Below are 26,156 nucleotides of genomic sequence, written 5' to 3' on the forward strand. Positions count from 1 at the left end.
GTTGATTTGCCGATTTATTAACAATACCCGGCTTAAACTGGGCCGGCACACCGACGGCAAGGCGTTTTGATGGATATTTCGGACGGGGCCGCCACCGGCCCGCTGGCCAGCTACGACAAGCGGTACGGCTCGCTCGAGCTGCTGCTGCGCTATGCCCGCGGCCGCGTGCGGATGTTCTGGGGCCGCCAGCTGTACATGGCGCTGGCCTTTCTTGTGCTGGGGCTGATCGTCCCCTTCCAGTATGCGCTGCTGGCCTATGCCGTGACCTGCGCCGGCGATGCGGCGGATTGCCTGCTGCTGCACCGGGCCGGATACCTGGCCAGCCGCGGGATGAGCGAGCGGGCCTTGCGGCTGCTGACAGCACTGACCGCCCTCCTGCACGCGCTGGCGCTCAGCGCGGCTGCCTCGCTTCCGTTCTGGGTTGAATTCCAGTCCCTGCAGCCGCAGGTCCATGCAGAGCCGCTGTTTACCGTCGGCCTGCTTCTGGGCTCGGCAATCAATGCCGGGCTGGTGCTGCCCTACCATCCGCAGGCCGTCGTCGCCAAGCTGGTCACCTATGCGGCGATGCCGCTTGCCTTCCTGGCCTTCGAAATCCTCCAGTCCCCGGAACTGGCGGCCTCCTATCAGCTGCACCTGGCAGGGCTGCTGGTGTTTTATACCTCGTATCTGTGGTTTCTGGGCTTTGTCAGGCGCAACTTCAGCCGGACGCGCAGCAATATGCTGGCCCAGGCCCAGCAGCAGCAGGAGCTGGAAGCCGCCTATGCTGAACTCTCTGATCAGCAGATGGAGGCCAAGCGCCTGGCGCTGGTGGCGGAAAACGCCAATGACAGCGTGATGCTGATGGACCGCCAGGGGCGGATCACCTGGGTCAATGACAGTTTTACCCGCCTCACCGGTTATTCCTTCGGCGAGGCGCTGGGCCAGCTGCCCGGCGATCTGCTGAACAGCGGCCGGACCGACGCCGCAACCATCCGCCTGCTGCGGGACAGCGTCCGCGAGGCCCGGCCGGTGCGGGTGGAAATCTGCAACCGGCGCAAGGACGGGCAGCACATCTGGATCGAGACCAGCCAGGTGCCGATGCTGAACAGCGCCGGGGAGATGGAGACCCTGATCGCGGTGGAACGCGACATTTCCGCCGCCAAGGAACATGCCCGGCAGCTGGAGCAGGCGCGGATCGCGGCTGAGGAAGGCGCCCGCGCCAAGGCGGACTTTCTGGCCACCATGAGCCACGAGATCCGCACCCCGATGAACGGGGTGATCGGCATGGCCCAGCTGCTGCGCGACAGCGGCCTGAACGAAGAGCAGGAGCTTTATGCCGGCGCCATTCTCAGCTCGGCGGATACCCTGCTGGCGCTGATCAATGATGTCCTGGACGTCTCCAAAATGGATGCCGAGGGGGTCAGCCTCAGCTGCACCGATTTCGACCCGCGCGCCTGCTTCGAAGACACCATGCGCCTGCTGACGGCCCAGGCGGAGGCCAAGGGGCTGGACCTCCTTCTGGACATCAAGGAGCGTGTGCCCGCGCAGCTGCACGGCGATGACCGGCGGATCCGCCAGATCCTGCTGAACCTTGCCGGCAATGCGATCAAGTTCACCGAACACGGCCAGGTGCAGGTGACGCTGGATGCCGAACCGGCGGGGCAGGGGACCGGCCTGGTCTTCTCGGTCACAGACACCGGGATCGGCATCCCCAGGGAAATGCTCTCCAAAGTGTTCGAACGGTTCTCCCAGGCGGATGCCGCAATCAGCCGCCGCTTTGGCGGCACCGGCCTCGGGCTCGCCATTTCCCGCCGCCTGGCTGAGGCGATGGGCGGCAGCATTTCGGTGACCTCCGACCTGGGGCTTGGGTCCTGCTTTACCGTGCGGCTTCACCTGGATCCGCCGCGGGCAGAGCCGGCAGCAGCCCCCGCCGCAACGCCGCAGGCTGGCAGTTCTGCCGCGCTGGAGGGGCTGCGGGTGCTGGTGGCGGAGGATAATGCCGTGAACCGTGTTCTGATGGAGAAATTTCTGCTGCCCACCCCGGCGGAGGTGGCTTTTGCCCAGAACGGCCGCGAAGCAGTGGCGCAGTTTGAGGCGTTTGCGCCGGATATCATCCTGATGGATATGTCGATGCCGGAGATGGACGGGCTGGACGCCACCCGCGCGATCCGCGCCCTGGCGCGGCCGCAGCCCGCGATTGTCGCGCTGACGGCAAACGCTTTTGACTCTGACCGCGAGGCCTGTCTTGCTGCTGGTATGGACGAATTCATGAGCAAACCCGTCAACCGCGGCAAGCTGCTGGACCTGCTGGCGCATCTGGCGCCGCAGGCGCAGTCCCGCCGCGCGGGCTGATTTCCTTTGCCCCCGCAGGCGCGCTATCCTATCAATCAATGACCCCTTAAGCACGAGGCCGCCGGTGGATATTGCAACCCGCGTCTACAATCACAAATGGAAGATCGACCCGATCATCCGGTCGCTGATCGACACTGATTTCTACAAGCTGCTGATGTGCCAGTCGGTGTTCCGCAACAAGCCGGACACCACGGTGACCTTCTCGCTGATCAACCGCTCCACCCATGTGCCGCTGGCCCGGCTGATCGACGAGGGCGAGCTGCGCGAACAGCTGGACCACATCCGCTCGCTGTCGCTCAGCCGCGGGGAAAGCACCTGGCTGCGCGGCAATACCTTCTATGGCAAGCGGCAGATGTTCCGCCCCGACTTCATGGAGTGGTTCGAGGGCCTGCGCCTGCCGCCCTACCATCTGGAACGCAAGGGCGATCAGTATGAGCTGGCGTTCGAGGGCAAATGGCACGAGGTCATGCTGTGGGAAATCCCGGCGCTGGCGGTGCTGATGGAGCTTCGCTCGCGCGCGGTTCTGGACAAGATGGGGCGGTTTGAGCTGCAGGTGCTGTATGCCCGCGCCATGACCCGGGTCTGGGAAAAGATCGAGAAACTGCGGGAGATCGACGGGCTGACGATTGCCGATTTCGGCACCCGCCGCCGCCACTCCTTCCTGTGGCAGGACTGGTGCGTGCAGGCAATGATCGAGGGGCTGGGGGAGAAGTTCACCGGCACCTCCAACTGCCTCATCGCCATGCGCCGCGAGGTGGAGGCGATCGGCACCAATGCCCATGAGCTGCCGATGGTCTATTCCGCCCTGGCGGGCAGCGACGCGGAACTGGCCCAGGCCCCCTATGACGTGCTGTCCGACTGGCATGACGAGCATGAGGGCAACCTGCGCATCATCCTGCCCGACACCTACGGCACCCAAGGCTTCCTGGACCGGGCGCCGGACTGGCTGGCGGGCTGGACCGGCATCCGCATCGACAGCGGCGACCCGGCCAAGGGTGCCGAGGTGGCGATCAACTGGTGGAAGGACCGCGGCGAGGATCCGGCGGAAAAGCGGGTGATTTTCTCCGATGGCCTCGATGTGCCGCAGATCCAGGACCTGCACGCGCAGTTCTCGGACCGGACCAAGGTCTCCTTCGGCTGGGGCACGCTGCTGACGAACGATTTCCGCGGTCTGGTTCCGGGCGATGCGCTGGCACCGTTCTCGCTGGTCTGCAAGGCGGTTGCGGCCAACGGGCGGCCCACCGTGAAACTGTCCGACAACCCGGAGAAGGCGATGGGCCCGGCGGAGGAAATCGCGCGCTACAAGCGGGTTTTCGGCGTCGGCAAGCAGGAGCGGCAGGACGTTATCGTCTGAGGGCGCACATAGGGGGCGCTGCCCCCTCGGCCTGGCGGCCTCACCCCCGGAGTATTTTGGAAAGATGAAAGCGGCGGGCGCCCTCAGCCGTGATGGGCCGCCACGGTCTTAAGCTGCGAAAACCCATAAAGCGCCTCAAAGCCCTTTTCCCGCCCGTGACCGGATTTGCCAACCCCGCCAAATGGCAGTTCCACCCCGCCGCCGGCGCCGTAGTTGTTGAGGAACACCTGCCCCGCGCGCAGGCGTTTTGCCAGCCGCATCTGCCGCGCCCCGTCGCGGGTCCAGACGCTGGCCACCAGCCCGTACTCGGTCGCGTTGGCGATCCGCAGGGCGTCCTCTTCGGTCTCAAACGGGATCAGCACCTGCACCGGGCCAAAGATTTCCTCCCGCGCCAGCACATGATCCTCCGGCACGTCCGCGAACAGGGTGGGGGGCACATAGGCGCCGCTTTCCGGCGCATGGGGCACAACCGCCCCCTGCGCCGCAACCGGCAGGTCCGCCCCCTGTTTCAGATAGGCCTCGACAATCTGCTTCTGCCGGGCAGAGATCAGCGGCCCGACCCGCAGGTCCTCTGCCGCCGGCCCCACGGTCAGCGCGCCATAGGCCTCGGCCATCCGCGCCTTCACCGCCTCATACACTCCGCGCTGCACCAGAATGCGCGAGGAGGCCGAGCAGGTCTGGCCTGCGTTCTGGATGCCGGCGTTGACCAGAAACGGCAGGGCGGCATCCAGGTCGGCATCGTCGAACACCAGCTGCGGGGACTTGCCGCCCAGCTCCAGCGTCACAGGCACCACATTGGCGCCAGCGGCCTGCTGCACCAGCGCGCCGGTCCTGACCGAGCCGGTGAAGGAGATGTGATGCACGCCGGGATGCGCCGCCAGTGCCGCGCCGGCCTCGGCCCCCAGCCCCGGCACCACGTTCAGCGCACCCGCGGGCAGCCCGGCCTCCATCGCGATATGGGCGAAAGCCAGGGCCGTCAGGCAGGCTTCCTCCGCCGGTTTCAGCACACAGGCGTTGCCCATCGCCAGTGCGGCGCCGACGGACCGCCCGATGATCTGCATCGGGTAGTTCCAGGGCACGATATGCCCCGTGACCCCATGCGGCTCGCGCAGGGTATAGACGGTGTAGCCGTCGAGATACGGGATGGTCTCCCCCATCACCTTGTCCGCCGCGCCGCCATAGAACTCGCAGTAGCGCGCCAGCGCCACCGCATCGGCACGCGCCTGGCTCAGCGGCTTGCCCACGTCCATCGCCTCGATCGCGGCCAGCAGCTCCACTCGCTCCAGCACGAACTGGCCTATCCGCGTCAGGATGCGGCCCCGCTCCAGCGCGGTCATGCGCCCCCAGCCGCCATCCAGCGCCGCTTCTGCTTCCAGTACCGCGGCCTCGATATCCGCCGCGCCGCCGCGGGCGATCTGGCAGATTTCGCTGCCGTCCGAGGGGTTCACAAGCGGCAGGGTGCCGCCGCTTGCCGCAGGCTGCCAGGTGCCGCCGATAAGGCAGAGCGCGGGGTCGAACCAAAGCGGGGAAGTGTCAGTCATCATGCGCTCCTGCGATCTCAAAGCTGTAGCTTTTGATTTGATGTTCGGTGAACGGCGCCCCCTGGCGCAAGTCCCGGATGCCGGGCATCGCGCTAAGGCAGGTGCCCCAAAAGGCCACCGCATCGGCAGAGGATGCCGAGAGCCCCATGCGCCAGCGGCCCGGAAACTCGCGCAGGAGGGTCCGGGCGGCCTCTTGGCCCCAGCCCCGGCGGCGGTGCTGCGGCAGGATGCAGAACTCCGACAGCTCGCGCCGGTCATCGGGCAGGTTCAGCACGATGGCAAAGCCGATGCGCTGGGTGCCATTCCTGATCCAGAAGGCAGTCACGTCCTTGCGGTTCAGCATCTGGCCCGCACGGCGTGCCGGATCAATGGAAGCACGCGGCGCCACCTCGGCCAAGTAGGGCGCCAGCGCTGCTGTCAGCAGCGCCTGCTCCCGCGGCAGGATCAGCGACAGCGTCAGGTTCATGCGGCCCCCTGATCCAGATCGGGCAGCACCGGCGCCGCAGCGATCAGCTGCCGGGTATAGGGGTGCTGCGGGTTGGAAAAGACCTCTTCGGTTTCGCCCTGCTCGACGATCTCGCCTTGCCTCATGACCAGACAGCGGTCGGTGATCGTGCGCACCACGCTCAGGTCGTGGCTGATGAACAGATAGGTCAGCGAATAGGCCGCGCAGAGTTCCGCCAGCAGGTCCAGGATGCGGGCGCGGACCGAAACGTCGAGCGCTGAGACCGCCTCGTCAAAGATGATCAGCTCCGGCCTTGTGATCAGCGCGCGGGCAATGGCGATGCGCTGGCGCTGCCCGCCGGAGAACTGGTGGATGTACTTGCCGGCATCTTCCGGTTTCAGCCCGACAGCGGTGAGGGTTTCGGCGATCAGTTCCCTGCGCGCGGCCCCAACGGGCGGATCCGGCAGCATATGGAAGGGTTCGGTGATCAGCCGCTCCACCCGGTGGCGCGGGTTGAAGCTGCCGTAAGGGTCCTGGAACACCACCTGCATTTTGCGCCGGACCGCGGGATCCAGCTGGGCGGTCACCGGTTCGCCATCTAGTCGAATCTCCCCGCCCTGCAGCGGCTCCAACCCCAGAATGGCCCGTGTCAGGGTCGATTTTCCGCAGCCCGACTCCCCCACCAGCCCCAGCCGCTCGCCGCGGTTCAGGGTGAAGGAGACATCCTTAACGGCGCGGAACCGGCCGGGTTTGGCAAACAGAGACTTGCGCGGGGTCTTATAGTCGCGGACGGCGTTCCGGACTTCCAAGAGCGGCGCCGGCGCGGGCGGTTCCGGCAGTGCCACCTGGTGGCTGGAAGCCGCAAACAGCATCTGCGTATAGGGATGGCGCATGTGGCGCAGCAGCTGGCGCGTGCCGCCGGTCTCCACCACTTCGCCGTGGCGCATGACGACGATCCGGTCGGCCAGATCCGCCACCACCGCCAGATCGTGGGTGATGATCAGCAACCCCATGCCCGTGTCCTGCACCAGGTCCTTCAGCAGCTCCAGAATCTGCGCCTGTGTGGTCACGTCCAGCGCGGTGGTCGGCTCATCCGCGATCAAGAGTTTCGGGCGCAGGGCAATTGCCATGGCAATCACCACCCGCTGGCGCTGGCCGCCCGACAGCTCATGCGGATACCGGCTGAGCGGGAAACGGTCCTCGGGCAGCCCGACCCGCTCCAGCACCTCGCGGGCGCGGGCCTCGGCCTGGCCGCGCGGCATCGCCTTGTGGATCAGGATCGTCTCCATCACCTGCGCGCCGATGGTCTTCACGGGGTTGAGCGCGGTCATGGGCTCCTGAAACACCATGCCGATGGACTGGCCGCGCAGGGCGCACATCTGCGCCTCGGACTGGTCCAGCAGCTGGGTGCCGTCCAGGGTGATGTATCCCTTTGCCTCGGCCTGTTCCGGCAGCAGCTGCATGACTGCCAATGCGGTCATCGACTTGCCGGAGCCGCTTTCGCCGGTCACCGCGACGATCTCGCCCGGCTCGATGTGAAAGGAGACGTCCTTCAGCACCGGGTAGCAGCCGATCTTGAGCGACAGGCGGGTCACGTCCAGCAGCGTCATGTCCGCGCCATCCTCAGTTTCGGGTCCAGCCAGTCGCGCAAGCCGTCGCCCAGCAGGTTCAGCCCCAGCACCGTCAGGATGATGGCCGTGCCCGGCACCAGCGCCAGATGCGGCGCAAAGCTCACCATGGTCTGCGCATCGGCCAGCATCCGCCCCCAGCTGGGCGTGGGCGGCTGCGCGCCCAGGCCGACATAGGACAGGCCGGCCTCGGCCAGAATGCCAAGGGAGAATTGGATTGTGCCCTGCACGATCAGCAGGTTGGTGACGTTGGGCAGGATATGCTCCGCCGAGATCCGCGCCGCGTTTTTGCCGGCCACGCGGGCGGCCAGAATGAACTCCCGCTCCCAAAGGGACAGCGCCGCGCCGCGGGTGATGCGGGCAAAGACGGGGATGTTGAAGATGCCGATGGCGATGATCGCGTTGATGGCGCCCGCCCCCAGAACGGCGGTGATCAGGATCGCAATCACCAGCGAGGGGAAGGCAAAGACCAGATCGTTGCCGCGCATGATCATCTCATCCAGCCACGATCCCTTGCGCGCCGCCGCCGTCAGCCCCAGCGGCACGCCCGCGCCCATGCCGATGCCAACCGCCACCAGGGCGACGGCGATGGAGGTGCGCGCGCCCACCATGATCATCGACATCAGGTCGCGCCCGAAATGATCTGTCCCCAGCCAGTGCTGCGCGTTGGGGGTTTGCAGCTTGGCCGGGATGTTCATCGCGGTGTGGTCAAATGGCGTCCACAGGAACGACACCGCCGCCGCCAGCAGCACCAGCGAGGATAAAACGGCACCAAGGATCAGGTTGCGGGTCATCTGTCGCCCCCGGCTGTGTCAATGATCCGAGGGGCGCGCCCGAGCCTGGGGGGGGGCGAAGCGCCCTCCCGGGGGAAGGGGAGTGCGCGGCCCGGCGTTGCCGGGCCAAGAGACAGAAATGGTTGTCCGAATTTCCGGATCATGCCCGGCTCCTCAGCCGCGGGTCGACCAGCGCATAGGCAAGATCGACCAGGAAATTCACCGTGATGACGGCAAAGACCAGCAGCATCACCACCGACTCCACCACGATCAGATCGCGCGCGGAAATCGCCTGGAACACCAGCCGCCCAAGGCCGGGCAGGTAAAACACCTGCTCGATGATGATGGCGCCCGCCAGCAGGAAGGAAAACTGCAGCCCGATGATGGTCAGCACCGGAATCAGCGCGTTCCTGACCCCGTGCCGCCACAGCGCCTGGCGCCGGGTCAGCCCCTTGGCGCGGGCGGTGCGCATGAAATCCTCGTCCAGAATGTCCAGCAGGGCTGAGCGCATCACCCGCGTCAGGATCGCCGCCTGCGGCAGCGCCAGCGCAATCGCCGGCAGGGTAAGCGCATGAAGCCCCGCGCCGATCCCGGCCTCCCAGCCCGGAAACCCGCCCGCCCCGAACCAGCGCAGGTTGATGGCAAAGATCAGCACCAGCATCATCGCAAACCAGAAGTTCGGGACCGCCACGCCCAGCTGGGTCGCCCCCATCACCGCCATGTCGCCGGCCTTGCCGCGGCGGGCAGCGGCGTAGATGCCCGCCGGAAAGGCAATCAGCGTCGACAGCGTCAGCGCATAAAGCGCCAGCGGCAGCGATACCCACATCCGGTCGGCAATCATCCCCGCCACCGGCGTGCGGTAGGTGTAGGAGGTGCCGAAATCGCCCCCAAGCATCCCCGCAACCCAACTGAGGTAGCGGGCGGTTTTGCCTTGATCCAGCCCCAGCTCTGCCTTCAGGGCCGCCACCGTGTCCGCCTGCGCATTGACCCCCAGCATGAACGACGCGGGGTCGCCCGGTGCCACCTCCACCACGAGGAAGATCACCAGAGAGGCAACAGCCAGGCTGAGGATCAGCGACAGGAGGCGTTTGAGGGCATAGCGGAGCATGGCTGCCACGTTAGGAGCCTGCGGGGAACGGGTCCAGAGGGAGCGCGGAGGGAAACGAACCGCAGGCGGCGAAAAATGCGCAGCGTCAAAAGGTTGTGCGCAATCCGGCCGGAAACAGGCCAATGGCGTCCGGCAGGCTCTTTGGCAGCGGGCGGAAACGGTCTATCACTCTGTCATGCTGTCCCGCCCCCTGTTCATCGGTTCGGAAATCTACCGCACCTCCTCTTATGGCCGCACCCATCCCTTGCGGGTGCCGCGGGTGTCTACCGTAATGGACCTCTCCCGCGCGCTGGGCTGGCTGCCGGATGCGGTCTATGTGAATTCCCCCCGCGCCAAACCGGCGGCGCTGACCGTCTGGCACACGCCCGAATATGTCGCCGCGCTGCAGGCGGCGGAGGCCGCGCAGGCGGTCAGCGCGGAAGTCCGCGCGCGCCATCACCTCGGCACCCTCTCCAACCCGGTGTTCCCGGAAATCTTCCGCCGCCCGGCCACCGCTGCGGGCGGCTCGATCCTGGCCGGGGAGCTGCTGGCGGATGGCGGCATCGTCTACAACCCGGCGGGCGGCACCCACCACGGGATGCCGGACCGGGCCAACGGGTTTTGCTATCTGAACGATCCCGTCCTGGCGATGCTGTCGCTGCGCCACCACGGCGCGCAGCGGATCGCCTATGTCGACATCGACGCCCATCATTCCGACGGGGTGGAGCATGGCTTTGCCGGCGACCCTGACGTGCTGATGATCTCAGTGCATGAGGAAAACCTCTGGCCCAAGACCGGCACGCTGACGGAGGATGCCGGCGGTTCGGCCCTGAACCTGCCGGTGCCGCGCGGGTTCAACGATGACGAGATGGCGCTGGTGCGCGATGCGCTGATCCTGCCCGCGGTGCAGTCGTTTCAGCCGGACGCCATCGTGCTGCAATGCGGGGCGGATGCGGTGACGGAGGACCCGCTGCCGCACCTGGACCTGTCAAACAACGCCCATTGGGCGGTGGTGCGGGCGCTGATGGGCATGGCGCCGCGCTATCTGGTGCTGGGCGGCGGCGGCTATAACCCGTGGTCGGTCGGGCGGCTCTGGACCGGGGTCTGGGCGGCGCTGAACGGGATTGAGGTGCCGGAGCGGCTGCCCGCGGCGGGCGAAGCGGTGCTGCGCGGGCTGGAGTTCAACGGCAACCGCATGGGCCGCAATCCGCCAGAGCACTGGTTCACCACGCTCAGGGATCAGCCGCGGGGCGGGGAGATCCGTCAGGAAATCCGGGAGCGCGTGCAGTTCTTGCGAAGAAGACGCAGGCTCCAAATGTAGCACCGCCTGGCCGCAGGCCGGGCAGCGCCCGTCCCGCCCCCCACGGGGCGGGCGCTTCGCTTCCCACCCCGCCGGGACGGGCGCTGCCCTTCGTGAATAGGGGCGATCGCTACTCCGCCCAGCTGACCGCCGTCAGGTCGATGGCCGCCGTCGGCGCATTCTCCCACAGGCCCTGCAGCCCGGCCTTGGCCACCCCCAGTTTGGCCAGCTGGAACAGGTAGCCGTTGACGTAATCCGCCGCGATCATCTCCTGCGCGTCCTGCAGCAGCGCGGTGCGGCTGTCCGGGCCGGTGGTCGCGGTCAGCCGGTTCATCAGTTCCTGAAGCGCCTTGCTGTCGTACTGGAAATAATACTCGGGCCGGGCATAGATGCCGATGTCCATCGGCTCGGTATGGCTGACGATGGTGAGGCCAAAGCTCTTGCCGTTGAACACGCTTTCCAGCCATTGCGCCCATTCGACGTTGATGATCTCGGCCTTGATCCCCACTGCGGCCAGCTGCGCCGCAATGATCTCGCCGCCGCGCCGCGCATAAGACGGCGGCGGCAGGTGCAGCGTGGTCTCAAACCCCTCCGGGAACCCGGCCTCCGCCAGCAGCGCCTTGGCTTGTTCGGGGTCATGGGCGGACTTGCCGGTCAGGTCCTTGTAGGCCGGGTGGTGCGGCGCAAAGTGCGTGCCGATCGGGGTGCCGTAGCCGAACATCGCGCCGTCGATGATCGCCTGCCGGTCGATGGCATGAGCAACCGCCTGCCGCACCCGGATATCGTCAAACGGCGGCTGCTTGTTGTTGATGGACAGAATCGTCTCGCCCTCGGTCGAGCCGACCAGCACCTGAAACCGCGGGTCGGCCTCGAACTGCGGCAGGTTCTCCGGCGCCGGGAAGTTGTCGAAGGCGTCGATATCCTCCGCCATCATCGCAGCAAAGGCGGCAGTCGGGTCGGAGATGAACTTGAAGGTGGCCGAGGCCAGCGCCGGCTGATCGCCCCAGTAATCCGGATTGCGCGCCAGCGTGATGCGGTCGCCCTGCACCCACTCCTGGAAAGTATAGGCGCCGGTGCCGACCGGATTGGTCTTGATGCCCTCAATGCTCTCCGGCGCCACGATCACCGCGTCGCCCCAGGCGAGGTTGAACAGCAGGCTGCCGTTCGGCGCCTCCAGCGTGATCCGCACGGTCTGCGGGTCCACCGCCTCGACCGAGGCGATCCCGTCAAACAGTGCCTTCTGCGCATTGGTGCTGTCCTCGGCGCGGGCGCGGTCGAGCGAGAACTTCACGTCCTCGGCATCCATCGCGCTGCCATCGTGAAAGGTGACGCCTTGGCGCAGCTTAAAGGTGTAGACGGTGCCGTCTTCCGAAATTTCCCAGCTCTCGGCGAGGCCGGGAACCACCGACCCATCGCCCATGAACCGGGTCAGCCCCTCGAAAATATTGGTGTAGACAACCGAGTCGATGGCCTGCGCGGCGGCGCTGGTCGGGTCCAGATGCGGCGGCTCCAGCTGCATGGCGATGGTGACGCTGTCCTTGGCCCAGGCGCCGCCGGCGGCCAGGGCCAGTGCGGAACCTGCCGCAAAAACAAATGATTTCAGTGCCATTGAAGAACTCCCCGTGTACAATCTGCGGGCCGTGTGCGGCGCCTATTGGAAACGAGTTTCCCTGTTTCCCATGCGTAATCAAGGGCGGGGGACATTTCGCCCACTGGAAGCACGCGGCGTAAATTGATAACCCGTGCCCACTTTTAAACCGCGGACAGGAAGCCATGAGCGCAACAGCCAAGAAACAGGCGCCCAACGCCGAAGACATCCGGGCCCGCAAGGGCGGCACCCCGCTGGTGAGCCTCACGGCCTATACCACGCCGATGGCGCGGCTGATGGACAAGCACTGCGACTTCGTGCTGGTCGGCGACAGCGTCGGCATGGTGCTGCACGGGCTGACCTCCACCCTGGGCGTCACCATGGAGATGATGATCCTGCACGGCCAGGCGGTCGCGCGCGGCCTCAGCCAGGCGATGCTGGTGATCGACATGCCCTTCGGCAGTTACGAGGAAGGCCCGCAGCAGGCGTTCCGCAACGCCGCCCGGCTGATGGCCGAGACCGGCTGCGCCGCGGTCAAGCTGGAAGGCGGCGTCGAGATGGCCGAGACCATCCGCTTTCTGGTCAAGCGCGGCATTCCGGTGATGGCGCATATCGGCCTGACACCGCAGTCGATCAACACCCTGGGCGGCTACAAGGTGCAGGGCCGCGATGCACAGGCTGAGGCTGTTCTGGCCGACGCCCGCGCGGTGGCCGGGGCCGGCGCGTTCTCGGTGGTGCTGGAAAAGGTGCCGCAGAAACTGGCCGACAAGATCACCGCTGAGGTCGCGATTCCCACCATCGGCATCGGCGCCAGCGCGGGCTGCGACGGGCAGATCCTGGTGGTCGACGACATGCTGGGCTTCTTCACCGCCTTCAAACCAAAATTCGTCAAACGCTACGCCGATCTTGGCCCGCTGGCCGAGGCCGGCATCGCCGAATACGCCGCCGACGTGCGGGCGCGCGCCTTCCCCGGGGCGGAGCATGTCTTTGCCGACCAGGCCCCGGCGGCCAAGACCCCCTCCAAAGGATGACTGCTGACATGACTGCCCCGATCCTGCGCCGTCTGGCTGACCTGCGCGCTAAGACGGCTGAATGGCGCAGCAATGGCGAAACCATCGGCCTGGTGCCGACCATGGGGGCACTGCACGCCGGCCACATGTCGCTGGTGGAGGCCGCCAATCAGGCCTGCGACCGGGTGATCGTGACCATTTTCGTGAACCCCAAGCAGTTCAACAACGCCGAGGATCTGGCGAATTACCCGCGCACCGAAACCGAAGACGCGGAAAAGCTGGCGCCTTATGGCGTCGATCTGATCTATGTCCCGGACCCGGACCAGATCTACCCCGGCGGCTATGCCACCAATGTCTCTGTCGGCGGCAGCATCACGGATGTGATGGAAGGCCCCTTCCGCCCCGGCCATTTCGACGGGGTTGCCACTGTGGTCGCCAAGCTGTTCCTGCAGACCGGCGCGGATCAGGCGTTCTTTGGCCAGAAGGATTACCAGCAGCTGATGGTGGTGACCCGCATGGCCCGCGATCTGGACATCCCGATCACGGTCCACGGCTGCGAAACCGTGCGCGAGCCGTCGGGCCTTGCCATGTCCTCGCGCAATCTGCGCCTGTCGCCGGAGGCGCTGGCCAAGGCCGCCGCTCTGAATGCGGAGATGCGCAAGGCTGCCGCCGAAGCCGCCGCAGGCATGCCTTGGCCGCCGCTGGAAGCCGCCGCGCGCAAGGCGCTGGCAGAGGCAGGTTTCGGCGATGTGGAGTATTTCGACCTGCGCTGCGCCGAAACGCTGGAGGCGCTGGAGACCCCCTCCCGCCCCGCCCGCCTGCTGGCCGCCGCCTGGATGGACGGGATCCGGCTGATCGACAATATCGACGTGCCACAGAAACAATCCTGAAGGCTCACGCGCGGACAGGTCTGCATAGATTAACCAAGGGCGGCGCCTGACCCTGGGCGGGTGCAAAGCGCCCTCCCGCGGGGAGGATCGGGCGCCGCCCGGCAGTGCCGCCGGGCGAAGGTGCCGATGTTTCCGGAAGTTCCTCAACTAAATTCTTAGTAGGGGCTGGCAGCGGTAACACGTTTGCGTTTATGCTCTCCGGTCAGAGGAGACTGGAGGGCAGCAGATGACCTATATTCTGGCAATTGATCAGGGCACCACGTCGACCCGGGCAATCCTGTTTGATGCGGGAATGCAGGTCGCGGGCACCGCGCAGCAGGAGTTTACCCAGCACTATCCGCAGGCGGGCTGGGTGGAGCATGACCCGGAGGAGATCTGGGGCACCACGGTCGCGGTCTGCCGCAAGGTGATGGCGGATCTGGATGTCTCCGCTGCGGATATTGCGGGCATCGGCATCACCAACCAGCGCGAAACCACCGTGGTCTGGGACAAGACCAGCGGCAAGGCGATCCACAACGCCATCGTCTGGCAGGACCGCCGCACCGCCGCCATCTGCGAGCAGCTGCGCCAGGCGGGCCACGCGGACATGGTGGCCGACCGCACCGGGCTGCTGCTGGACCCTTATTTCTCCGGCACCAAGGTGAAATGGATCCTCGATACCGTGCCGGGCGCACGGGACCGGGCGGCGGCGGGGGATCTCCTGTTCGGCACCGTCGACAGCTTCCTGATCTGGCGCCTGACCGGCGGCGCCTCCCACGTGACGGATGCCACCAATGCCGCGCGCACGCTGATGTATGACATCCGCAAGGGCCGCTGGAGCCGCACCATCAGCGATCTGCTGGACGTGCCGCAGCAGATGCTGCCGGAGGTGAAGGACAGCGCTGCGGACTTCGGCACCACCGATCCGGAAATCCTGGGCGGGCCGGTCCCGATCCTGGGGGTGGCCGGCGACCAGCAGGCGGCCACCATCGGCCAGGCCTGTTTCCAGCCAGGGATGATGAAATCCACCTATGGGACGGGCTGCTTCGCGCTCTTGAACACCGGGGATGAGCCGGTGGTGTCAAAGAACCGGATGCTGACCACCATCGCCTATCAGCTGGACGGCAAGCCGACCTATGCGCTGGAGGGCTCGATCTTCATCGCCGGCGCGGCGGTGCAGTGGCTGCGCGACGGTCTGGGCATCATCGAACAGGCCTCGGATTCGGGCGAACTGGCCCTGCGCGCCGATCCGGGCCAGGACGTGATCCTGGTGCCCGCCTTCACCGGCCTCGGCGCGCCCTATTGGGAGCCTGACTGCCGCGGCGGCATGTTCGGCCTCACCCGCAACTCCGGCCCGGCAGAGTTTGCCCGCGCGGCGCTGCAAAGCGTCGCCTACCAGACCCGCGATCTCTATGAGGCGATGCGGGCGGACTGGGAGGACGACAGCCACCACACCGTGACCCTGCGCGTCGATGGCGGCATGAGCGCCAGCGACTGGACGATGCAGAGCCTGTCGGACATCCTGGGCGCCGCCGTCGACCGCCCGGTGATGCAGGAAACCACAGCACTTGGCGCCGCCTGGCTGGCGGGGATGCGGGCCGGGATCTACCCGGACCAGACCGGCTTTGCCGACACCTGGAAGCTCGACCGCCAGTTCGCGCCGCTGATGCAGCCCGCCGCGCGCGAGGCCGCCTACGGGCGCTGGCAGCGCGCGGTGCAGGCCGTGATCGGCGTCTAAAGCAGCAGGCGGGGGCTCCCGCCTGTTCCGCCGCATTCGCAGAATGCGCCTCACAGTTGGGCGTGGCGCCGCGCTTTGCGCGGCGTTCCCGTTTTGCCGGGAAGCGGTTTAAGGGCAGGGCTGCCCTGAAACGCGCCTTGCCGAGGGTCTGTGCGCCCATCCGCGCCTCAAGGGTGAACCGTGCCTGCGGCACGGCGGCTGCGCCGCCCTTGACCCGCGGCCGGCCGCAGGCGTTCCCTAACTGACGCGGGCACCTGCCGGGATGGTAGCAGGGCGCGCATTCAGTTCCTCGATCGAGAAACCCGCAATGGATTTGTACTTGGCGGCATGGGCGGCCAGCTCCGCCTGCGGGATCACCTCGCTGATGTCCCCGAAGTCGCCGCCGCAGAGGTCCTCAACCTGTTGCAGCACCCCGTCCGGCCCGCCGCCCGCGCGGTTGGCCAGGCCCACTGCCGTTGTCACCGGGCGCACGTCTGCCTCATAGGCCTCAAGCGCGGCGGCGCTGATGCCGTGCTCCAGCAGCTTGGCGCCGATCACCCGCGCGTCCACAATCGCCTGGCTGGCACCGTTTGACCCGACCGGATAGGTCGGATGCGCCGCGTCGCCCATCAGGGTGACGTTGCCATGCGTCCAGCGCGCCAGCGGATCGCGGTCCACCATCGGGTATTCATAAACCGCCTCCGCCCCGCGGATCAGGGCCGGGACGTCGATCCAATCAAACTGCCAATCCGCAAAATCCGGCAGGAACTCAGTGATATCCGCGGGCCGGTTCCAGTCCTCCCGCCGCCAGGGCGCGGAGGGATCAAAGCTTTTCTCCGCAATCCAGTTCATCGTCACGCGGCCGTCCGCGTCCGGCGCCGAGATCGGATAGGCCACCAGCCGCAGATGGTCATGGCCGATCATCGCCATTGACGCGCCACCCTTGAATGCGGGCGCTTGGGTGGTGGCGCGCCACAGGATGCGGCCGTTCCAGACCGGCGCGCCCTCATCCGGCACCATCTGCGCGCGCAGGGCAGAGTGGATGCCATCCGCCCCCACAACCAGCGCGCCTTCGATCCGCCGCCCGTCTGCCAGCAGCAGCGCCGCGCCGCCGTCCGTGTTCTCAAACCCCGCCGCCCGCGCGCCGGTTTCAATGCAATCCGCCCCCGCACGCTCCGCCAGCGCGCGGCAGAGCATCATCTGCAACGCCCCCCGGTGCACCGAATACTGCGGCCAGGCATAGCCCGCGCCGGTGCCGCGCGGCTCCTCCCAGATGGTCTTGCCCAGCTTGCTGTAAAACCCCAGCTGCCGGGTTCTGACGCCAATCGCGTCCAGCTCCGCCTCCAGCCCCAGATCGAACAGCTCCCGCACTGCATTGGGCTGCAGGTTGATGCCAACCCCCATCGGCTTCAGCTCCCGCGCGGCCTCGAAGATGCGGAAGGGCACCCCGGCCTGCTGCAGCGTCAGCCCCAGGGTCAGCCCGGCAATGCCGCCGCCGGCGATGAGAATGGACATGATAAGCATACTCCCTAATGGCGCGGGCAGATAACCACGGCGCAGGCAGCAGGGCAAGCGGGCAGAGGCGGATTGAGGTCAGCGCCGTCCGGCGATGATCAGGTCGGGGCCAAAGATCACGTCGGCATAATTGTGCAGGTAGATCTTCAGCCAGGGGGTGAAGCGTTCAGGATGGCGGCTCACCTCCGCCAGCAGGTCGTGATAGTCGACCCATCGGGTCTCCATCACCTCATCCGGGTTCGGGGTGACCTTCAGCGGGCGGTGGGCGTGGGCCAGGAACACATCCACCGCTTCATGCTCCACCAGCCCGTTGCCGACATCGGCGCGGTATTCCAGGTGGTGGCGGAACTCCGGGTAAAGACCGGTGATCCCCAGCTCCTCCTGCATCCGCCGCACCGCGCAGGCCGAAGGCTGCTCCTCCCACATCGGGTGGGTGCAGCAGGTGTTCGCCCACAGGCCCGGCGTGTGGTATTTGCCCATCGCCCGGCGCTGCATCAGGATTTCCACGCCTTTCACCACAAAGACGGAAACCGCCTTGTGTTTCAGCCCGCGCTCATGTGCGGCGAGCTTGTCAACAGGTGTCAAATCGCCGTTCACCCAGGCGGGGATCATGTGGCTCATACTGTGTCCGTGACGTGGTTCCCTGGCCGGCCTGCCGCAAATGCGATGGCCTGGCTCTTACCGCTAACGCCTGCGGGTTGCGAAAGCAATTACGCGAAAAGCCGCGGCGAAAATGCCGCGGCTTTGATGCAATGCTTGCCGGAAATCCGGGCGTTATTCGGTGGCCGCTTCTGCGCTTTCCTCAGTTTCGGCACCCTCTGCCGGGGCCGGGCCGTGGCTGGCCAGGAAGGCATAGATGTCTTCGCCGCCCTTTTTCAGGCGGAAGGACATTTTCGACTTGGCTTTGGAATTGCCGGTTTCGGCCTGCAGGAACTTCTTGGGGTCGGTGGTGAAGCCGACGAATTTCTCTTCATCCCAGACCAGGCCCGCTTCGCCTGCGGCGGTCAGGTCATCGCTGTATTTGAAGTCTTCCACGCTGGCCGCGGCACGGCCGGCAACACCCCACAGGTTGGGGCCGGTCTTGCCGCCCTTGACGATCACGTCGCCGTCATCGGAGACGACCATGTGGCAGGACTTGCATTTGTTGAACCCTTTCTCGCCAGCTTCGGGGTCGCCTTCGGCGAAGGCAGGGGCGGCGAGGAGGCCGAAAATGGCGGCTGTAACGAGAGGTTTCATATTGCTTGCTCCGGTTATGAGTTGGCACGTGTGACTCATGATCCAATACCCGGCAGTGTCAACCGGCAGTTTGACGCGCATCAAAGTTCCGGCAGGAAACTGCGGCAATTCAAGGCGCTGACCAGCAGGGCAGCAGGTCTCCGGGTTCCGGGCGCGCGTGAAAGACCGCGCGGGCGATGGCCCGGCTGAGGCACAGGGCGGCGGCATGGCAGAGAGTGCCGAGTTCTGCGTCCGCAGCTTCCAGCACCCGCGCGCCGGTGCTGGCGGCAAACACCAGATCGCCGTCGCCGGGGGCATGGGCCGGCACGATGGCGCGGCCGATGCCGTCATGGGCGGCGGCGGCCAGCCGCTGGCACTGCGCCTTGCTGAGCGCCGCATCGGTGGCGACGATGGCAATGGTGGTATTGGCGCGCTCCGGCGGCAGCGGCGCGCCGCCCAGGGTCTGGATCGCTTCGATCTTGCGGCTGTGCAGGCTGCGGCCCAGCCCGGCGGCCCGGTCCGGTCCGATCCCGCCGAATTCATCGCCGATCTCAAACGGGGCGGCCCAGAAATGCGTCTCGCCCGGCGTCGTGACAGCGCCCAGCGGATTGGCCGCCACCAGCGCGCCCACCGTGACGCCGCTCTCCAGCACCAGCGAGGCAGACCCCAGCCCGCCCTTCAGCATCGCAGTCAGCGCGCCGGTGCCGGCGCCGGCAGTGCCAAGTTCGAAATCCTCTGCCGCCGCCTCAAACGCCGCCCGGCCCAGGGCGCGGTAGGGGTTCTGATCCCAGTCCTTGCTGCCGCCGTTCAGCAGATCAAACAGGATCGCGCCCGGCACCAGCGGCACCCGCGCAGGCCCGACCGGAAAGCCGCGGCCTTGGCCGTGCAGCGCATCCATCACGCCGGAACAGGCGTCGAGCCCGAAGGCAGAGCCGCCCGACAGCACCAGCGCGTCGATCCTGGCGACCGATTTGTCCGGCGCCAGCAGATCCGTCTCCCGCGTGCCCGGCGCACCGCCCATCACGTGGACTGAGGCGGTGAAGGGTTTGTCCGCGGTCAGCACCGTGGTGCCGGATTTCAGCGCCGCGTCCTGGGCGTTGCCGACCAGGATGCCGGGCACGTCCGTGATCAGGTTCCTGGGGCCGGGGAGCATGGCGGGATGTCCTTTTGCTGAATGAAGCGCGCTGGCGCGCGCTGCCTCCGGCGGGAGTATTTTTGGAAAGATGAAAGCCTGGACGCTATATGCAGCGCCCGCCGTCCACTTCCATCGCGACACCGGTGACCATGCTGGCCTCATCGGAGCACAGGAAGCAGGCCGCGTTGCCCATGTCCTCCGGCGTTGAGAAGCGGCCGATCGGGATGGTGGACAGGAACTTGGCGCGCATTTCCGGGGTGTCCTCGCCCATGAAGGATTTCAGCAGCGGCGTTTCCCCGGCAACCGGGTTGATCGCATTCACCCGCACGCCATGCGGCGCCAGCTCCACCGCCATGGTCTTGGTGGCGGTGATCATCCAGCCCTTGGAGGCGTTGTACCAGTTGAGGTTGGGGCGCGGCGACACGCCGGCGGTGGAGGCCACGTTCAGGATCGCGCCCGCCTTGTTGGCCTTCATATGCGGCACCAGCGCGCGGGCGGTCAGGTAGACCGATTTCATGTTGACGCCCATCACCCGGTCAAAGTCGTCCTCGCTGATCTCCTCCAGCGGGGCGGGCAGGTGGGTGACGCCGGCATTGTTCACCAGGATGTCGAGATGCCCGAAGTCCGCCAGCGCCGCCTCTGCCATCGCAGTGACCGAGGCGCCGTCCGAGACATCCACGGTCTGCGCGATGGCGCTGCTGCCCAGCTCTGCCGCCATCGCCTCTGCCGCGGCGCCGTTGATGTCGGCAATCATCACCTTTGCGCCTTCCGCCAGGAACTTGCGCACGATGCCTGCGCCAAAGCCCGAGCCGCCGCCGGTCACAATGGCGGTCTTTCCGTCCAGCCGCATGATTTCCCTCCCGAACTGTTTGGCGTCAGAATGCGGGGAGCGGGCGGCGGACGCAATCCCATGTCAATCCGGGTCGATTTTACCGCGCGTCGCTTTCAATTCGCCGCGCTGCTTCTTGGCGTCCAGCCGCCGCCGGACCGAGCCGCGGGTGGGTTTGGTGGCAATCCGCCGCTTCGGTGCGACCAGCGCCTGGCGCACCAGTTCCGCCAGCCGCTCGCGCACGATGTCGCGGTTCCTCTGCTGCGAGCGGGTCTCGTCGCACTGCAGGATGATCGCGCCGTCCTTGGTCCAGCGGCGGCCTGCCAGCCGCTTCAGCCGCGATTTAACCGCAGGCGCCAGCGCGGGCGAACGGGCGGCCTCGAACCGCAGCTCCACGGCGGTGGCCACCTTGTTCACATTCTGCCCGCCCGGGCCCGAGGCGCGGACAAAGCTCTCGGTCAATTCCCAGTCCTGCAGGCTGATTTGGTCGTTAATGCGGATCATGGCTCTTTATGAAATAGCCACCGGAAAATCGAAAGGGCTGTTCCCACACGGGGGAACAGCCCTTCGAGATGATAGGAGGTGCACCGGTTAGGTCAGCACCAATTCAGCGGGCTATACGTGCCAAGGGCTGCCTCGGCCGCACTCCTTCTGAACTGTTCCGGCACTGCTCTCCATAGCTTCTCTAGACAATGGGCACCTCCTTTCTGATGTTTCGTGTAAGTCCAGCCTGCCACAGATTCGGTTAATGTCAAAACAAAATCATGTGGTCTTTGCGGTGAGCTTACGCACGATGATGCGGAAGGGCACAAGGGCGACCACGGCCAGCGACAATTTCACCAGCCAATCGGCCACGGCCAGCGAAACCCACAAGGGGGATTCGGGGCCAATGCCCAGCAGCGGCAGCATCTCTGCGGCCCAGGACACGTCGTTGGCCGGTTCCAGCCAGCTGAGCGCGGCCGAAAACGCCAGGGTGAAGAAAATCGCGGTGTCGACGGAGGAGCCGATCAGGGTGGAGGCCAGCGGCGCGCGCCACCATTTGCCCTCGCGCAGGGCAGAGAACACGGCCACATCCAGCATCTGCGCCGTAAGGAAGGCAAGGCCGGAGCCAAGCGCGATCCGCAGGGTCACCGCCGGGTAGGTGAAGCCATCGCCCTGCAGCATTACCTGAGTGCCGATGAGCGAGCAGATCACCCCGGCGACAAAGCCGGCAGCCACGACCTTGCGCGCGGCGGCGGCGCCGTAGACCCGGTTCATCACGTCGGTGACAAGAAAGGCGACCGGATAGGTGAAGGCGCCCCAGGTCAGCCACTGACCGAACAGGAATTGCACCAATATGTTGGAGGCTGCCACCACGGCGGCCATGGCAAGAATACCGGGGATATGCGAGCGGGTCATGGATCGGATCCGTTTGTTTCGGGGCGCGGAAAATTTCTCCGCGGCAGCAAAAGACCGGCCCGTTTAAAATGCTCCGGCCCGCGGTGCAAGCCTCCCTTGTGCGGGCAGGGGCTCCCGCCCGCGGGCGGTGCATCCGGGAAATGCCCCGCCCGCGGTTGGGCCGGGCGCCGCTGGCGCGGCGCAGGGCGCAGATCAGCGGGGCAGAGCGTATTCCACCAGTTCCGTCCGCTGCAGCGGCAGGAAATTGTCGTCGGACACCATGGTGGCGCGCAGCCGCCCGGTGTCATCGGTCCAGACCGACAGGCCCTCAAGATTGTCGTGGGTGCCGGGGCCGGTCTGCAGCAGGACCGTCTCGTTCACCGGCCCGCCAGCGGTCATGTCCCAGCGGCGCAGGCGGCTGCGGAAGCCCAGAAAGGTCAGGTCCCGCTCCAGCAGGTAAAAGCGCCCGTCAGGCCCGAAATCGGCATCCACCGGCAGGAAGCTGCCTGAAGGCGGCAGGCTGAAGGGGCGCGACCAGCGGCGGCCGTTCCAGCGCCAGACCGGGATCTGCCCGTTCTGGTCAAAGGCCTGTTCCGGCAGCGTGTAGAGATCGCCGCGGGCATCGATCGCCAGCGTTTCCAGCGACTTGTTGACCGGCAGCTTGCGGAACGCCGCGGGCCGCGGCAGCACCTTGGCGCGGCCTTGCGCGTGGCGGTAGCGGGCGACCCGCGCCGCGCCCTCAAAGGAGATGTAACGGCTGCCGTCCGCCGCGATGGCCAGGCCCTCGCTGTCGCCGGCAAAGCCGCTCAGCATCTTGCCGGTGGAGGCGCGAAGCCCGTGCGCGGTGCGGGCGGTCACGCCGGAGATCTGCCCCTTCTTGCGCCGGATGCTGGTTGTCACCAGCGTGGCCCGGTCGCTGAGCACCGTCATTTCGCTTCCGCCTGCGCTGATCTTCAGCGCGGAGAAGCCACCGAACCAGGGCTGTTTCAGGTTCCAGGTATAGCTGCCCAGATACTGCGCCTTGGCGGTCACGGCAGCGGCCGGGCGGCTGGCCGCAAAAGCCGCCGCCGCCAGCCCGGCGGCGGCGGTAAATGCCAGGATCAGTTTGAGTGCAGAACGGCGGCGCATTGCTGAGGCAGGTCCGAAAGGGTGTAGTCCCGCCGAGGTTTAGGCTTTGGCGCGTTCGGGTCAACCGGTTTCGGCGGCTGCGGGTTCAGGATGTTGCTGACCCACTGCTGCGCATCGGCGCAGCCGTCGCCCTTGGGCGGAGCCGCCTGATCGACACAGCCGCGGGCGCCGCGGGGGCAGTTCAGCCGCACGTGAAAATGGTAATGGTGCCCCCACCAGGGCCGGATCTTGCGCAGCCAGCGGCGGTCGCCCTTTTCGTCGTTGCACATCTGCACCTTGGCGCCTGGAAAGACGAAAATCCGCGCCACCCGCTTGTCCTTGGCGGCCGCCTTCAGGATCTCGTGATGCGCCCGCGTCCAGCTGGCGTTCACATAGGCGCCATTGGCCCGGCGCATCGAGATCGAGGAGATGTTCTCGCGCGCGCTGCGGCTCAGGTTCAGCCGGTCGGGCGGGCGCATCCAGATGTCGATGTCCAGGCCGATCTGGTGGCTGCGATGGCCCGACAGCATCGGCCCGCCCCGCGGCTGGCTGATGTCGCCGATATAAAGCCCCTTCCAGCCGCGCTGTTTCGCAGCCACGCGGCTCAGGTCCTTGACGAAATCAATCGCTGCCGGGTGCCCCCAGTTGCGGTTGCGGCTCAGCCGCATGGCCTGCCAGGTGGGGCCGGTTTCCGGCAGCTGCTCGGCGCCGGCAACACAGCCCTTGGCGTAAGAGCCGAAGGGGGCCGGACGGTGCGGGGAGGCAACGGGTTTGGCCCCGAACAGGGCTTTGGCGGGGGTCTGCGCGCTTGCCGGACTGAGTAAACCAGCAACCGCTAAACATATGGCAAATAACAGTCTCAACCCTGATCTCCTTCTCCTTGAACCCAGAATAACAGTATCAATCCGATCAGAAACAGCCCGATGACCGGGGTGATCCCCAGCCGGGCGCTGCCGGTCAGCGTGGTCGCCAGGCCGATCAGTGCGGGCGCTAGAAACGCTGTGGCCCGTCCCGACAGGCCGTAAAGGCCAAAGCTTTCGGTCGCGTCCCTGGGGCTGGTGTGGCGCACCATCAGGCTGCGGCTGGCGGCCTGCAGGATGCCGCCAAAGCCGCCGATCAGCACGCCGCAGCCGAAGAACACCGTGTCCGGCAGGGTGGAGCCTTCTGCCAGCGCGACGCCGAAAAACTGGGTGCGCGACATGCTGACGATGATCAGGCAGACCAGCGACAGCACCAGGATCGCGGCGATGATCACCGGCTTCGGCCCGAACCGCCGGTCCGCCTTGCCGCCCAGCCAGCTGAACAGGGTGGCGGCGAGGGCGGCGACAATCCCGAAGATGCCGATCTGGGTGATCTCCCAGCCCAGCACCAGCTTGGCGTAGACGCCGCCAAAGCCGTAAAGCCCGTTCAGCGCATCGCGGTACAGCATCGAGGAGCCAAGGTAGCTCGCCAGGCTCAGCCGGCGGCGCAGGCCGGCGACCAGCTTGACCACCATCTGCCAGGCCTTGCCCAGCGTCGCCTTGCGCCCGGTCGCGCCGCGGTCCTTCACCCACAGGAAATAGGGGATCATGAAGACGGCAAACCAGACCGCGGTAAACGGCCCGGCAGCGCGGGTGCCCTCCCGCGAAGCCGCATCCAGGCCCAGGGCCGGGCTGAGGCCGATCAGGGTCTTGCCGCTGCCCTGCTCGACGAACAAAAGCAGCATGATGAACAGCGCGATCACCCCGCCCAGGTAGCCAAAGGCAAAGCCGGAGCCGGAAATGGCGCCGACATCCTCGCGGCTGGCCAGCGTCGGCAGCTGGGCGTTGACAAAGATCAGGGCAAACTCGGCGCCGATGAAGCCAAAGCCGAAGCTGACCAGCATCCACCACAGGTTGCTGCCCGCGGGATCCATGTACCAAAGGCCCCAGGCGCCGATCAGATACATCAGCGAAAACACCATGATCCAGGGCAGGCGCCGCCCGGTGATATCCGCCAGCGCGCCCAGGAACGGCGCCCCGAAGCCGATGATCAGCCCGGTCACGGTCAGGCACATCGACCAGACGGTCTGCGCCTGCGCCTTGGCGGCCTCGCCGTCCAGCCCCTGGCCCATGAAGTGCTCGGCGGCCACGGCGGCAAAGAACGGGCTGAAGATGAAGGTGACCAGCAGCGTCTGATACGGCTGGCTGGCCCAATCGAAGAACCACCACCCCCAGATCCGCTTGCGCGTGGACACCTGCTGCATACCCGGCCTCTTTTTATTGTTGCCTTCAGGTATGACAGGCGGGCAGGGGCCTAGGCAAGCCCGTCCTGCATCGGCGGCCAGGGGCGGCCCGCATCCGCTTGGCACCAGTCCTTGATCCAGGCTGGCAGCTCGGGCGAGGTTTCCGCAGTCTGCCCCAGCGCCGCCAGCACCCTGGCGGGCGGCACGATGCCGTTTTTGTCCGTCACCGCGGTGCGCAGCATCACATGGCTGGCGCAGTCGCCGTTTTTCTTCCACATGGATTGCTCGACATAGATGAATTTATCATCCCAGCCCGCGGTGCGGCTGCGCATCTCGAACTTCTCGAAGCCGCGGATGCGGCGGCGGTAGCGCACCGAGGACCCGGCCACCGTCAGCCCCCAGCGGTTCTCGCGCAGGCAGCGGATCAGCCCGACCCGCTGCGCCAGCATGGTGCGGCCCAGGTCGTACAGGGTCATTGTGCGGCCGTTGTTCAGCTCCATCCACATGTCCAGATCCCAGGGCCAGCAGATGTGGCTGGACACATGCAGGCCGGTGATCGGCAGCCGCTCCATCCGGCTGGCCAGAACGGTATCCTTGATCAGGCGGAAAATCGGGTACATCGCACGGCGCTCCTGTTTCGCATGTGCCCGTGATGCCACCCGTTTACAGCGCGTCAACCGCAACCTCGCGGAAGCCTTGCGTATTTCCCGCCGGCTGCTTACCTGTGTGGCTGTTCGAAAAAGGGAAATACAGATGGTCTCGCTGTTCCAAATCCTGATGCTGATCCTGGACATCGTCTGGTTCTTCATCATTGCCCATGTGATCATGAGCTGGCTGATCAACTTCCAGGTGCTGAACCTGCACCAGCAGCTGGTGGCGCAGATCTGGTACGGGCTGAACCGGATTCTGGAACCGCTTTACGCCCCGGTGCGCCGGGTGATCCCGAACATGGGCGGGTTGGATCTGGCGCCGCTGGTGGTGCTGGTCGCGGTCTACGCGCTGCGCATCATCCTGATGAACAACATGGCGGCGTTTTACTGAACCAGCTTGAAAGTGTTTCGCCCGGCGGCACCGCCGGGCATTCCCACTGCTGGCCTAAGCCCCCCTTGCCGCCCCATGCCTCCTGTGGGAT

The 26,156-nt window shown here is 66.4% G+C and carries 24 protein-coding genes; 7 read left to right on the forward strand and 17 right to left on the reverse strand.

The window, feature by feature from the left end; genetic code table 11:
* The first annotated feature begins 69 nt into the window (after nucleotides 1–69).
* Together B2P87_RS18215 and pncB are read left to right on the forward strand one after the other, a co-directional pair.
* On the forward strand, nucleotides 70–2,331 hold the full coding sequence (locus tag B2P87_RS18215; RefSeq protein ID WP_141891828.1) for an ATP-binding protein: 2,262 nt from the start codon (nucleotides 70–72) through the stop codon (nucleotides 2,329–2,331).
* A 64-nt stretch (nucleotides 2,332–2,395) separates the two neighbouring features.
* Nucleotides 2,396–3,685 (forward strand): nicotinate phosphoribosyltransferase, encoded by a 1,290-nt coding sequence (gene pncB, locus B2P87_RS18220; RefSeq protein ID WP_141891829.1) that lies wholly within the window; start codon nucleotides 2,396–2,398, stop codon nucleotides 3,683–3,685.
* An 83-nt stretch (nucleotides 3,686–3,768) separates the two neighbouring features.
* Here pncB and B2P87_RS18225 read toward each other — a convergent pair whose 3' ends face one another.
* The 5 genes from B2P87_RS18225 to B2P87_RS18245 all read right to left on the reverse strand — a co-directional run bounded on the left by B2P87_RS18225 (nucleotide 3,769) and on the right by B2P87_RS18245 (nucleotide 9,180).
* Entirely contained in the window at nucleotides 3,769–5,226 is a 1,458-nt protein-coding gene (locus tag B2P87_RS18225; RefSeq protein ID WP_141891830.1) for an aldehyde dehydrogenase family protein, read from the reverse strand.
* Nucleotides 5,219–5,692, reverse strand: coding sequence for a GNAT family N-acetyltransferase (locus B2P87_RS18230; protein ID WP_141891831.1), 474 nt, complete (start codon nucleotides 5,690–5,692; stop codon nucleotides 5,219–5,221). Before B2P87_RS18230 ends, B2P87_RS18225 begins: the two co-directional genes overlap by 8 nt.
* Entirely contained in the window at nucleotides 5,689–7,281 is a 1,593-nt protein-coding gene (locus tag B2P87_RS18235) for an ABC transporter ATP-binding protein (protein WP_141891832.1), read from the reverse strand. Before B2P87_RS18235 ends, B2P87_RS18230 begins: the two co-directional genes overlap by 4 nt.
* Nucleotides 7,278–8,093, reverse strand: a complete 816-nt coding sequence (locus B2P87_RS18240) for an ABC transporter permease (RefSeq protein ID WP_141891833.1) — start codon at nucleotides 8,091–8,093, stop codon at nucleotides 7,278–7,280. Before B2P87_RS18240 ends, B2P87_RS18235 begins: the two co-directional genes overlap by 4 nt.
* 139 nt (nucleotides 8,094–8,232) lie before the next feature.
* Nucleotides 8,233–9,180, reverse strand: a complete 948-nt coding sequence (locus B2P87_RS18245) for an ABC transporter permease (protein ID WP_141892139.1) — start codon at nucleotides 9,178–9,180, stop codon at nucleotides 8,233–8,235.
* Nucleotides 9,181–9,355: 175 nt separating this feature from the next.
* On the opposite strand from B2P87_RS18245, the gene B2P87_RS18250 reads away from it, so the two are divergent.
* Nucleotides 9,356–10,480: an acetoin utilization protein AcuC gene (locus B2P87_RS18250; RefSeq protein ID WP_141891834.1), complete on the forward strand. Its 1,125-nt coding sequence runs from the start codon at nucleotides 9,356–9,358 to the stop codon at nucleotides 10,478–10,480.
* 109 nt (nucleotides 10,481–10,589) lie between these two features.
* Here the strand turns inward: B2P87_RS18250 and B2P87_RS18255 are convergent, their stop codons facing one another.
* Nucleotides 10,590–12,068, reverse strand: a complete 1,479-nt coding sequence (locus B2P87_RS18255; protein ID WP_141891835.1) for an ABC transporter substrate-binding protein — start codon at nucleotides 12,066–12,068, stop codon at nucleotides 10,590–10,592.
* 164 nt (nucleotides 12,069–12,232) lie between these two features.
* On the opposite strand from B2P87_RS18255, the gene panB reads away from it, so the two are divergent.
* The 3 genes from panB to glpK all read left to right on the forward strand — a co-directional run bounded on the left by panB (nucleotide 12,233) and on the right by glpK (nucleotide 15,664).
* Nucleotides 12,233–13,078 (forward strand): 3-methyl-2-oxobutanoate hydroxymethyltransferase, encoded by an 846-nt coding sequence (gene panB / locus B2P87_RS18260; protein ID WP_141891836.1) that lies wholly within the window; start codon nucleotides 12,233–12,235, stop codon nucleotides 13,076–13,078.
* A gap of 8 nt (nucleotides 13,079–13,086) precedes the next feature.
* Nucleotides 13,087–13,947 (forward strand): pantoate--beta-alanine ligase, encoded by an 861-nt coding sequence (panC, locus tag B2P87_RS18265; RefSeq protein ID WP_141891837.1) that lies wholly within the window; start codon nucleotides 13,087–13,089, stop codon nucleotides 13,945–13,947.
* Between the two features lie 226 nt (nucleotides 13,948–14,173).
* A complete protein-coding gene (glpK, locus tag B2P87_RS18270) occupies nucleotides 14,174–15,664 on the forward strand; it encodes a glycerol kinase GlpK (protein WP_141891838.1) in 1,491 nt (496 codons plus the stop codon).
* A 237-nt stretch (nucleotides 15,665–15,901) separates the two neighbouring features.
* On the opposite strand, the gene B2P87_RS18275 is transcribed toward glpK, so the two are convergent.
* From B2P87_RS18275 to B2P87_RS18325, 11 genes are all read right to left on the reverse strand, one after another.
* Nucleotides 15,902–17,158 (reverse strand): flavin-dependent oxidoreductase, encoded by a 1,257-nt coding sequence (locus tag B2P87_RS18275; protein ID WP_141891839.1) that lies wholly within the window; start codon nucleotides 17,156–17,158, stop codon nucleotides 15,902–15,904.
* Nucleotides 17,159–17,236: 78 nt separating this feature from the next.
* Nucleotides 17,237–17,779, reverse strand: a complete 543-nt coding sequence (gene idi / locus B2P87_RS18280; protein ID WP_141891840.1) for an isopentenyl-diphosphate Delta-isomerase — start codon at nucleotides 17,777–17,779, stop codon at nucleotides 17,237–17,239.
* A 153-nt stretch (nucleotides 17,780–17,932) separates the two neighbouring features.
* Nucleotides 17,933–18,394: a c-type cytochrome gene (locus B2P87_RS18285; RefSeq protein WP_058285363.1), complete on the reverse strand. Its 462-nt coding sequence runs from the start codon at nucleotides 18,392–18,394 to the stop codon at nucleotides 17,933–17,935.
* A 109-nt stretch (nucleotides 18,395–18,503) separates the two neighbouring features.
* Nucleotides 18,504–19,526: a P1 family peptidase gene (locus tag B2P87_RS18290; RefSeq protein ID WP_141891841.1), complete on the reverse strand. Its 1,023-nt coding sequence runs from the start codon at nucleotides 19,524–19,526 to the stop codon at nucleotides 18,504–18,506.
* Between the two features lie 85 nt (nucleotides 19,527–19,611).
* Entirely contained in the window at nucleotides 19,612–20,358 is a 747-nt protein-coding gene (locus B2P87_RS18295) for an SDR family oxidoreductase (RefSeq protein ID WP_141891842.1), read from the reverse strand.
* A gap of 63 nt (nucleotides 20,359–20,421) precedes the next feature.
* Nucleotides 20,422–20,841, reverse strand: a complete 420-nt coding sequence (arfB, locus tag B2P87_RS18300; RefSeq protein ID WP_141891843.1) for an alternative ribosome rescue aminoacyl-tRNA hydrolase ArfB — start codon at nucleotides 20,839–20,841, stop codon at nucleotides 20,422–20,424.
* A 258-nt stretch (nucleotides 20,842–21,099) separates the two neighbouring features.
* Nucleotides 21,100–21,735 carry a queuosine precursor transporter gene (locus tag B2P87_RS18305; protein ID WP_141891844.1) on the reverse strand — a complete coding sequence of 212 codons (636 nt, stop codon included), beginning with the start codon at nucleotides 21,733–21,735 and terminating at the stop codon, nucleotides 21,100–21,102.
* Nucleotides 21,736–21,927: 192 nt separating this feature from the next.
* Nucleotides 21,928–22,842, reverse strand: a complete 915-nt coding sequence (locus tag B2P87_RS18310) for an esterase-like activity of phytase family protein (protein ID WP_141891845.1) — start codon at nucleotides 22,840–22,842, stop codon at nucleotides 21,928–21,930.
* Nucleotides 22,815–23,684 carry a penicillin-insensitive murein endopeptidase gene (gene mepA, locus B2P87_RS18315; RefSeq protein ID WP_141891846.1) on the reverse strand — a complete coding sequence of 290 codons (870 nt, stop codon included), beginning with the start codon at nucleotides 23,682–23,684 and terminating at the stop codon, nucleotides 22,815–22,817. Before mepA ends, B2P87_RS18310 begins: the two co-directional genes overlap by 28 nt.
* Nucleotides 23,681–25,078: an MFS transporter gene (locus B2P87_RS18320; protein WP_333868703.1), complete on the reverse strand. Its 1,398-nt coding sequence runs from the start codon at nucleotides 25,076–25,078 to the stop codon at nucleotides 23,681–23,683. Before B2P87_RS18320 ends, mepA begins: the two co-directional genes overlap by 4 nt.
* 17 nt (nucleotides 25,079–25,095) lie before the next feature.
* Complete coding sequence (locus B2P87_RS18325) at nucleotides 25,096–25,644, reverse strand: acyl-CoA thioesterase (protein WP_141891848.1); 549 nt, start codon at nucleotides 25,642–25,644, stop codon at nucleotides 25,096–25,098.
* Between the two features lie 133 nt (nucleotides 25,645–25,777).
* On the opposite strand from B2P87_RS18325, the gene B2P87_RS18330 reads away from it, so the two are divergent.
* A complete protein-coding gene (locus B2P87_RS18330) occupies nucleotides 25,778–26,065 on the forward strand; it encodes a YggT family protein (protein ID WP_008553493.1) in 288 nt (95 codons plus the stop codon).
* Nucleotides 26,066–26,156: the final 91 nt, after the last annotated feature.

The organism is Leisingera sp. UBA4491, assembly GCF_002388965.1.
Taxonomy (GTDB): Bacteria; Pseudomonadota; Alphaproteobacteria; order Rhodobacterales; family Rhodobacteraceae; genus Leisingera; species Leisingera aquaemixtae.